8 protein-coding genes and 3 pseudogenes are annotated in these 8,886 nt (G+C 61.0%); 4 read left to right on the top strand and 7 right to left on the bottom strand.

Annotated elements, in window-relative coordinates:
* The 3 genes and pseudogenes from GJA_RS27435 to tnpA form a co-directional block, all read right to left on the bottom strand.
* A pseudogene (locus GJA_RS27435) lies at positions 1-225 on the bottom strand (IS66 family transposase zinc-finger binding domain-containing protein); the annotation flags it as partial.
* Positions 226-270: 45 nt separating this feature from the next.
* Positions 271-501 (bottom strand): annotated as a pseudogene (gene tnpB / locus GJA_RS16315) (IS66 family insertion sequence element accessory protein TnpB); the annotation flags it as partial.
* A gap of 108 nt (positions 502-609) precedes the next feature.
* Complete coding sequence (gene tnpA / locus GJA_RS16310; RefSeq protein ID WP_051780987.1) at positions 610-858, bottom strand: IS66-like element accessory protein TnpA; 249 nt, start codon at positions 856-858, stop codon at positions 610-612.
* 217 nt (positions 859-1,075) lie between these two features.
* Between tnpA and GJA_RS16305 the strand changes: the two genes are divergently transcribed.
* Entirely contained in the window at positions 1,076-2,725 is a 1,650-nt protein-coding gene (locus tag GJA_RS16305) for a 3-(methylthio)propionyl-CoA ligase (protein ID WP_038494146.1), read from the top strand.
* Positions 2,726-2,768: 43 nt separating this feature from the next.
* On the opposite strand, the gene GJA_RS16300 is transcribed toward GJA_RS16305, so the two are convergent.
* Both GJA_RS16300 and GJA_RS16295 read right to left on the bottom strand, forming a co-directional pair.
* Positions 2,769-3,437 carry an SOS response-associated peptidase gene (locus GJA_RS16300; RefSeq protein ID WP_038494143.1) on the bottom strand — a complete coding sequence of 223 codons (669 nt, stop codon included), beginning with the start codon at positions 3,435-3,437 and terminating at the stop codon, positions 2,769-2,771.
* A gap of 227 nt (positions 3,438-3,664) precedes the next feature.
* Positions 3,665-3,898, bottom strand: a complete 234-nt coding sequence (locus tag GJA_RS16295) for a DUF3563 family protein (protein ID WP_038494141.1) — start codon at positions 3,896-3,898, stop codon at positions 3,665-3,667.
* A gap of 428 nt (positions 3,899-4,326) precedes the next feature.
* On the opposite strand from GJA_RS16295, the gene GJA_RS16290 reads away from it, so the two are divergent.
* The gene (locus GJA_RS16290) at positions 4,327-5,643 is read left to right on the top strand and encodes a sugar MFS transporter (protein ID WP_038494139.1); all 1,317 of its coding nucleotides are present in this window, start codon (positions 4,327-4,329) and stop codon (positions 5,641-5,643) included.
* Between the two features lie 97 nt (positions 5,644-5,740).
* Here the strand turns inward: GJA_RS16290 and GJA_RS16285 are convergent.
* Both GJA_RS16285 and GJA_RS16280 read right to left on the bottom strand, forming a co-directional pair.
* Positions 5,741-6,115 (bottom strand): annotated as a pseudogene (locus GJA_RS16285) (LysR substrate-binding domain-containing protein); the annotation flags it as partial.
* A 183-nt stretch (positions 6,116-6,298) separates the two neighbouring features.
* Positions 6,299-6,952: a TetR/AcrR family transcriptional regulator gene (locus GJA_RS16280; RefSeq protein ID WP_081905455.1), complete on the bottom strand. Its 654-nt coding sequence runs from the start codon at positions 6,950-6,952 to the stop codon at positions 6,299-6,301.
* A 310-nt stretch (positions 6,953-7,262) separates the two neighbouring features.
* Between GJA_RS16280 and GJA_RS16275 the strand changes: the two genes are divergently transcribed.
* Both GJA_RS16275 and GJA_RS16270 read left to right on the top strand, forming a co-directional pair.
* Positions 7,263-8,384, top strand: coding sequence for a M14 family metallopeptidase (locus GJA_RS16275; RefSeq protein WP_038494137.1), 1,122 nt, complete (start codon positions 7,263-7,265; stop codon positions 8,382-8,384).
* A gap of 2 nt (positions 8,385-8,386) precedes the next feature.
* Positions 8,387-8,857 carry a CYTH domain-containing protein gene (locus GJA_RS16270; protein WP_038494135.1) on the top strand — a complete coding sequence of 157 codons (471 nt, stop codon included), beginning with the start codon at positions 8,387-8,389 and terminating at the stop codon, positions 8,855-8,857.
* The last annotated feature ends 29 nt before the right edge of the window (positions 8,858-8,886 follow it).

The raw sequence follows: 8,886 nt of genomic DNA, 5'->3' as shown, positions 1-8,886 counted from the left end.
GATCGGTCGACTTGGCGCTGGCGCCTGCACGATGGTGTCGCAGCACTTGCACGCCAGTTTCGGACGCACGTGGCGGATCACGCGCAAGCTGGCCGGCACGAACTCCAGTTGCTCAGCCACATCTTTACCCAAGGGACGCAGGCCACCGCCGCAGGCGGGGCAAGCCTCGCCTGATGGCGCATACACCTTCTCGTCACGCGGCAGGTGATCCGGCAAGGGCCGGCGTACCGATTTCTTGCGCGGCGCCGGATCCAGTGTCGGCATCGGCCAGACGAAGCGGCCGCGCTCGAGCCGCCTGGTCAGCAAGCACAGGCCATCGCCACTCCACCACAGCACTTTGATCAAGTCGCCGCGCCGGCCCCGGAACACGAACACATGACCGCTGAACGGGTCTTCGGCCAGGGCCGTTTGCACCCTGGCGGCCAGGCCGTTGAAACCGGAGCGCATGTCGGTCACGCCGGCGGCCAGCCAGATGCGTGTGCCCGCCGGCAGGCCGATCATGAACGCAGGCTTTGCAGGACGAGCTTGAGCAGCGCGGCGTCGACCTCGGCATGGATGCGCACGACGGCCTCGCCAATGACGATCTCGATCATGCCGCCTGGCGCAGCCTTATGCCGTTGCCGGTGCTGCGGCACGCTTGACCAGCACGGGCAGCAGCGCCGGCGTGGTCGGCTCGAACAGGCCGGCGCGCAGTTCGCGGCGCCACTTGAACAGCATATTGGCATTGATGGTGTGCTGCCGCGCCAGCTTAGACACCGAGATACCAGGCTTGCAAGCCTCGGTAGCGAGACGCCGCTTGAAGTCGGCCGGATAGTTCGGGCGGCCTTTGCGGTTGCCCGTCTTTGCATCTGTATCCACAGTAGTTCCCATCAAAAAAATGACGGGAACTACTGTGGAGTATGCGTACTTTTAAAGATAGAGGGTGATGGGAAGACGCTTACCTTTAAAAATGCCAGCTTTCAGAGGCTCTGCCCGCCAACCCACAACTTCGCACGAATCATCAAGTCATGCTGGCATCTTTTTTCGGACTGGTGGATGATGGCGATCTATTGTTATTTACCAGTGGAAATAATTTATGTCTTCACAAGTAACGCCTCTGATGGGGCAGATGATGAGCCAGCCTTTGCTCATTTCCAGCATCATCCAGCATGCCGACCGTCATTTCGGCAAGGTTGAAATCGTGTCGCGCCGGGTCGAGGGCGACTTGCACCGCTACACGTACAGCGAGTGCCATGCGCGCACCCGGCGCCTGGCGAATGCGTTGAAGGCGCTGGGCGTCGGCTTCAGCGAGCGGGTCGCCACGCTGGCGTGGAACGGTTATCGCCACCTGGAACTGTACTACGCGATTTCCGGCGCCGGTTCGGTGATCCATACCATCAATCCGCGCCTGCATGCCGAACAGATTATTTATCTGATCAACCATGCGCAAGATCAGTACGTGTTCTTCGACATCACCTTCCTGCCGCTGGTCGAGGCGGTCGCCGCCCATTGCGGCGCGGTCAAGGGTTTTGTCATGATGTGCGGCCGCGAACATATGCCGGCGGCCGGCAAGGTCGCCAACCTGCTGTGTTATGAAGACTTGATCGACGCGCATGACGCCGATTTCGACTGGCCGCTGTTCGATGAAAATACCGCGTCCAGCCTGTGCTACACCTCCGGCACCACCGGCAATCCGAAGGGCGCGCTGTATTCGCACCGCTCGACGGTGCTGCATTCGTATGCGGTGGCCTTGCCCGATGCGATGAATATGTCGGCGCGCGAAGTCGCCTTGCCGGTGGTGCCGATGTTCCATGTGAACGCCTGGGGCATGCCGTACGCGGCGCTGATGACCGGCTCCAAGCTGGTCATGCCGGGCGCGTCGCTGGATGGCGCGTCGCTGTTCGCCTTGTTTGAAAGCGAAAAAGTCAGTTTTGCGGCCGGCGTGCCGACCATCTGGCTGGGCTTGATGAATTACGTGGTGCAAAACGGCCTGCAATTCTCGACCTTCAAACGCACCATCGTCGGCGGCGCCGCCTGTCCGCCGGCGCTGATGAAGCTGATGCACGAGCAATACGGCCTGGAAGTGGTGCATGGCTGGGGCATGACCGAAATGTCGCCGCTGGGCACCAGCAGCGCGCTGCAAAACCGGCATATGGCATTGTCCGCCGACGAGCAACTGGCGGTGCAGTCCAAGCAGGGCCATGCGGTGTATGGCGTCGATATGAAGATCGTCGACGAGAGCGGCGCCGAATTGCCATGGGATGGCAAAAGCCGCGGCGAATTGCTGGTGCGCGGGCCATGGGTGATCCACAGTTATTTCGGCGGAGAGGGCGGCGATCCGCTGATCGACGGCTGGTTCCCGACCGGCGACGTGGCGGCGATCGATGGCGATGGTTATATGCAGATCACCGACCGCAGCAAGGATGTGATCAAGTCCGGCGGCGAGTGGATCGGTTCGATCGACCTGGAAAACATCATGATCGCGCATCCGGCGGTGCAGATGGCGGCGTGCGTCGGCTTGCCGCATCCGAAATGGGATGAGCGTCCCCTGCTGGTGGTGGTGTTGAAAGCGGGCTTTGTTGTCAGCAAGGAAGAGTTGCTCGGCTTTTATGACGGCAAGATCCCGAAGTGGTGGACGCCGGACGACGTGGCCTTCGTCGATGCGATTCCGCTCGGCGCGACCGGCAAGATATTAAAAACCCGCTTGCGCGAAACGTTCAAGGATTACTCGTTCCCGAGCGCCTGATGGCGATCGCCGGCCGGCGCCTGTTAGCAGGCATTGGCCGGCCTCACTTGGCCGGCAGGATCAGCTGGCCGCCCTGCTTGCGTACATTGCCGACCGCCCGGTCGACCTTGAACCAGTGAAACGCTTGCGGGCCCAGCGCCATCGAGCGCGCCAGTTGTTCGGCCTGCTGCGCGGGCAAGTCCGGGTCCAGCCACAGCGCCGCATCGTCATAGTTGAATACGACCGGGCGCCGGTCGTGCACGTCGAGCAACCCCCCTTCGGCGTCGGCGGTGACGAGGGTGAAGCCGTGCGCCGCCGGGGTTGCGCTGGCCGGGCCGAAATGGGCCAGCGCGGCGATGAACAGCGGCGTATGGTCGGCGCGGTGGATATGCCACGGTTGCTTGTCGCCCTGGTCGCCGGTCCATTCATACCAGCCGTCGGCCGGCAGGATGGCGCGGCCGTTTTTCAGCAGCGGCGCCCAGTAGCGGTTGCTGACTTTCTCGAGCCGGGCATTGATCGCCACCGGCACCTTGCCAACCGCCCATGACGCCTGGTAGCCCCAGTGCAGATCGTCGATGCGGCGCTGGCCGCCGGCGATGTGCATCAGCGGCCGGTAGCTGCCCGGCGCGGCATTGTAGAGCGGTTCGGCTGCGCTGCCGATGACCGCATCCATCCAATCGAAAATTCTCGCGTAGTCCTGGGATTGCCGGTGTTGGTCTAGTCGTCCGCACATGCTGCGATTCTATCGCATGGCGCGGCGTCAGGCGCACGCCATGTGTTGCACGCGCTGTTTTTGGCGTGCAGTGTTGTTGCTGCCTTGAAGGCCGATATGGGGAGCGGCGCTATTGCCGCCCGCAGCCCCGGGTGTGGTGCACACGACGACTGAACTACGTAGTATTACTAGATGATTCTTGCGATAGATTCTGCCGATAGGCTTGATGCGTCGCAGCATCAAAGCGCTTAACGGCCCAGGCCGGTCATCCACGATGGTTGCGGATTGGCGCGCGCCAGTTCGCGCATGCGGAATTCCAGGTCGTAGCGGTCGGTCGATTCGGCCAGGTAGGCTTCTTCATAGGCACGCTCGCGATGGTCGCTGCCGCCGCTCAGGAATGCGGCCAGGCGGCTGATGGCTGCGCGGACCGTGGCAACGACGTTGTGCGATTCGGTGGTGTGATAGGTAAAGGTGGTGGACATGGCTGGCTCCTTGGTGAGTGGGATGATGCGTTGTGCTGCATCGCAACATAATTATACCCATCCATAGATATAAGTACACTTTCAATTTCAAATGACATGTATTCACAATATGGATAATGTCGCGTTCGCCTGCCAATTTCAGCTCTTTCGGGCATAATGCGGCTCCGACGCCGTAGTTTTACTACGTAATTGCTGGCGGTTATATGTCATCGCGGCAGCCGCCGTCGGCGGCGCCTTGGCGATGTGTGTGCCTGGTAAGGAACAGATGGCGGGAGGATGATCTCGCGACAATCAAGCAGTGCCTTTTTGTTATTTCATTTTGCTGGTTCTTGCCGGAGGGCGGGGACCGGTACAGGGCGAAAACAAGGCGAAAGTCTGTTGCGTGATACCAGGTAACATCATTTTGAATGAGAAGAACGGAGAAAAATATGGAACACGTATCGCAAGCGGCCGGCGCCAGGCAGGCTCCAGGCGGCGCGCAGGCGCAAAAAAATAACACGGTGCCGCTGATTATTGTGACGGTGCTGTTTTTTATGTGGGGGCTGCTGACCTCCTTGAACGATGTGCTGATTCCCCATCTGCGCTCGATCTACACGTTGACCTATGTACAGGCGATGCTGGTGCAGTTTTGCTTCTTTGGCGCGTACGCCATCGTGTCGCTGCCGGCCGGCGCGTTGATCAAGAAGATCGGTTATCAACGCGGCGTGGTGGCGGGCTTGCTGATCGCCGCCGCCGGCTGCGCGCTGTTTTATCCGGCCTCGACCAGCGGTTACGCGCTGTTCTTGCTGGCGTTCTTTATCCTCGCGGCGGGTATTACTGTCCTGCAAGTGGCGGCCAATCCGTATGTGACTGAGCTGGGCGATCCGCACACCGCGTCCAGCCGCCTGACCCTGACGCAAGCGTTCAATTCGCTCGGCACCACGGTGGCGCCGACGCTGGGCGGCATCCTGATCTTGTCCGGCACCGTGTTGACGGCGGCCCAGTTCGACTTGCTGCCGGTCGTCGAGCAACTGGCGTACCGCGCCAAGGAAGCAGCGGCGGTGCAAGGTCCGTATCTGGCGCTGGCGGCGGCGCTGGCGATCCTGGCGGTGTTGTTTGCATTGGCCAGGCTGCCAAAAATTTCGCATGCCGACGATGTGATCGATGTCGCGCAGGACGGCCCTGCAACCTCGATCTGGTCGCAGCGCCACCTGGTGCTGGGCGCGGTCGCGATCTTCCTGTACGTCGGCGGCGAAGTCAGTATCGGCAGTTTCCTGATCAACTTCATGGGCGACAGCAATGTCGCCGGCCTGTCGGCGGCCGATGCGGCGCATTTTGTCAGTTATTACTGGGGCGGCGCGATGCTGGGCCGCTTTATCGGTTTTGGCGTGATGCGCTATGTCAGCCCGGGCAAGACGCTGGCGTTCAACGCCGCGCTGGTGATCGGCCTGATCCTGGTGGCGATTTTTGCGCACGGCCACCTGGCGATGTGGGCCTTGATCAGTGTCGGCCTGTTTAACTCGATCATGTTCCCGACCATTTTCAGCATGGCGCTGAACAAGCTGGGCGTATTGACCGGCCAGGGTTCGGGCATCTTGTGCATGGCCATCGTCGGCGGCGCCATCGTGCCTTTTGTCCAGGGTTTCCTGGCCGACCACATCAGCCTGCAATTGTCGTTCCTGGTTCCCGCCCTGTGTTATATCTTCATCCTGTATTACGGCGTGAAGTATGCGGGGATGTACCGGGATGACGCGGCCGCCAGGTAAACCGTTGCCGCGCAGCATGCGATGAAGAACAGGGGAAAGGGGCGGCTTGCCATCCTTTCCCTTTTTTATCGGACCGCCTGGGCTGGCGCCTGGCTATTCAAGGTTGCGCCTCGTGTACAAAACTGGCGCCCAGCACGCTTTGACACACCTCCAGCCACGCGCGCGCCGCATGCGACAGGTAGCGCCGATGCGACACATGCGCCACTTGCCAGTGCAGTTCCGGCTCGATAATCCGCACCAGGTCGAGCTGTTCGCCGGCCAGCCGGTGCATGAACGGTTCCGGCAGCAAGGCCACGCCGAGTCCGGCCGAGGCCATCGCCACCAGCCAGTCCCACTGGCCGCTCTGGGCCGCGATCAGCGGAGCGAATCCGGCCTGGCCGAACGCGCGGCGCAGGCTGCGGGTCAGCGCAAAATCATCTTTCAGCAAGACCAGCGGCAGGTCGGCCAGGGCCTTCAGCTTCAAGCTGCTGCGCGGCGGCCATCCGGCCTGCCGGGCCCGGCTGCACGCCTATTTCGAGGCGGCCTGCCAGCGCGGCGGCCAGACGCCGCATCTGCTGGAGCAGGCGTTTTCATGGCATGCGCATTATCGCGACACCCGGACCATGCTGGCGCCGCAATAAGGGATGCCTTGTCGGGAACCTGTCTGGCGCTTGTGTCAGCGGAAGCGCAGCTTGATGCCGCCGATAATCACTTCCAGCAGCGTGGCCAGGTAGCCGTCCGGTTCCATGTGCGGTATCCAGTCGTCGTCTGCGCCCATCACGATATGCAGCGACACCATGCCGTGCAGCGCTTGCCAAAAGATTTGCGTCATCGTGTCGATCGCCTGCGTGTCGCCGCGGACTTCGCCGGCCAGCGCCAGTTGCTGGAATAAATGATGGGCATAGGCGTACGGATCTTGCTCGATATTGCCATGCTCGACCATCGCCGCATCGGCAGGCGCGTGCGGGCGCTGTTCCATGAAGACCAGCGCGTATTCATCCGGATGCTGCATGCCGAACTGGACATAGGCGCGGCCGCTGAGGCGGATCCGCTCCCACGGATCGGTGGCGCCGGCGCTCGCTTCGCGCATCTGGCGCAGCAATTCCAGCAAGTCCTTGTCCATTGCCTGGGCGATCAGCGTGGCCTTGTCGCGGAATAGCGCATACACCACGGTGGTCGAAAAGCCGGCGGTTTCGGCGACCTTGCGGATCGACACCTCGCGCGCGCCGCCTTTCTTGATCAAGGCCTTGACCACGTTAATGATGTGTTCGCGCCGGGCATGCGCCTCACGCAGTTTTCTTTCTTGTATATTGTTTAACTTCTGGTCCACGCGATTTTCCTGGCTACGAAAAAAACAAGATTATAGGGGGCTGCTGGCACAGTCGTGAACGACCATAATGTAACGAGTGTAACTGTTCCAGATGCCAACGAAAAAACGTCTATTTTGATTAAATTTAAACGTTTTGTTTCCCGTTGATGCGCAATTTACCGATTAAAGTTCAATCGATAGGCTTTGAGTGGCAGCAACGCTTCCGAAAAATCCATAAAACGCGGAAAATAACACCACGATGATGTTTTATCACGTGAAAGCGGCACCCAAGCGGGGCCGCCGTACACTTACTTTTTGACGGGATCGCCACATGACCATTAAAATCAGCCAGAATTTCGACTCGGGTGCCATCGACGTGGTGCGCGCGGACAGCGCCGCCAGCATCGAATTGAACTTGCGTAAGGATAGCCATGCCGACATCCACCAGTGGTTTCACTTCCGTTTGCAAGGCGCGCGCGGCCAGGCTTGCACGCTGCGTTTCCTGAACGCCGGCCAAGCCACCTATGCGGGCGGCTATCAAGGCTACCAGGCGGTGGCCAGCTACGACAGCGAAAACTGGTTCCGCGTGCCGACCTCGTTCGACGGCAAGGTCATGACCATCAGCCACACGCCGGAACTCGATAGCATCTATTACGCCTATTTCGAGCCTTATTCGTGGGAGCGCCATTTGCGCCTGCTGGGCGAAGTGGCGGAAAATCCGCTGGCCCGGGTGACCGATCTGGGCAGCACCGTCGATGGCCGCGACATCAACCTGGTCACCATCGGCAACCCGCAGGCCGAGAAGAAAATCTGGATCATCGCGCGCCAGCATCCGGGCGAATCGATGGCGGAATGGTTTGTCGAAGGCTTGATCGACTCGCTGCTGGACGATGCCAATCCGATCGCCCGCAAGCTGCTGCAGCGCGCCGTATTCCACATCGTGCCGAACATGAACCCGGACGGCGCGATCCGCGGCAACCTGCGCACCAACGCGGCCGGCGCCAACCTGAACCGCGAATGGATGACGCCGTCGCTGGAACGCAGCCCGGAAGTACTGTGCGTCAAGAACAAGATGCATGAAACCGGCATCGACATGTTCTTCGACATCCACGGCGATGAAGCGCTGCCGTACAACTTCGTGGCCGGCAATGAAATGCTGGAAAACTTCAGCGCGGCCCAGGCCGAACAGCAAAAAGCGTTTATCGAGCGCTACAAGCAAGCGAGCCCGGACTTCCAGGACAAGTTCGGCTACGCGGCCAGCAAATACAAGGAAGACATGCTGACGCTGGCGTCGAAATACGTCGGCCACCATTTCAAGTGCCTGGCGCTGACGCTGGAAATGCCGTTCAAGGACAATGCCGACTTGCCTGATCCGCACGTCGGCTGGAACGGCGCGCGCAGCGCCGCCCTGGGCGCGGCGATCTTGCAGCCTATCCTGCTGTCGCTGGACTGACGATGGGGATGGAAATCGAGCGCAAGTTCCTGCTGTCGGGCGAAGGCTGGCGCCGGCTGGGCCAGCCGGTGCTGCTGCGCCAGGGCTATCTGTCGTCGCAGCGCGAGCGGGTGGTGCGGGTGCGCATCGAAGGAAGCCAGGCGATGATGACGATCAAGGGCCGCAGTGTCGGCGCCAGCCGCGGCGAGTGGGAATATCCGATTCCGCTGGCCGACGCCGAGGAATTCCTGGAGCGGCTGTGCGAGCAGCCGATCATCGAAAAATACCGCCGCCGTATCGAGTACCGCGGCATGGTATGGGAAGTCGATGAGTTTCTCGGCGTGAATGCCGGGCTGGTGGTGGCCGAGATCGAGCTGACGTCGGAAGACCAGCCCTTCGACCGGCCGGACTGGATCGGCCGGGAAGTCACCGACGATGCGCGTTATTTCAACGCCAACCTGATCGCCAGGCCGTTTTCAAGCTGGTCAATATAAAGCGATGACGCGCTAAAACAGGCGGGCAA

Source organism: Janthinobacterium agaricidamnosum NBRC 102515 = DSM 9628 (assembly GCF_000723165.1).
Lineage (GTDB): Bacteria > Pseudomonadota > Gammaproteobacteria > Burkholderiales > Burkholderiaceae_D > Janthinobacterium > Janthinobacterium agaricidamnosum.
The sequence above is the reverse complement of the archived record's forward strand: the minus strand, read 5'-3'. Positions and strand labels throughout refer to the sequence as shown.

Bases quoted from the DNA above. Each gene is read 5' to 3' on its own strand.
- GJA_RS16295 (WP_038494141.1), bottom strand. From the start codon at position 3,898: ATGTCCACCACCTTTACCTATCACACCACCGAATCGCACAACGTCGTT.
- GJA_RS16290 (WP_038494139.1), top strand. From the start codon at position 4,327: ATGGAACACGTATCGCAAGCGGCCGGCGCCAGGCAGGCTCCAGGCGGC.
- GJA_RS16275 (WP_038494137.1), top strand. From the start codon at position 7,263: ATGACCATTAAAATCAGCCAGAATTTCGACTCGGGTGCCATCGACGTG.
- GJA_RS16300 (WP_038494143.1), bottom strand. From the start codon at position 3,437: ATGTGCGGACGACTAGACCAACACCGGCAATCCCAGGACTACGCGAGA.
- GJA_RS16270 (WP_038494135.1), top strand. From the start codon at position 8,387: ATGGGGATGGAAATCGAGCGCAAGTTCCTGCTGTCGGGCGAAGGCTGG.
- GJA_RS16305 (WP_038494146.1), top strand. From the start codon at position 1,076: ATGTCTTCACAAGTAACGCCTCTGATGGGGCAGATGATGAGCCAGCCT.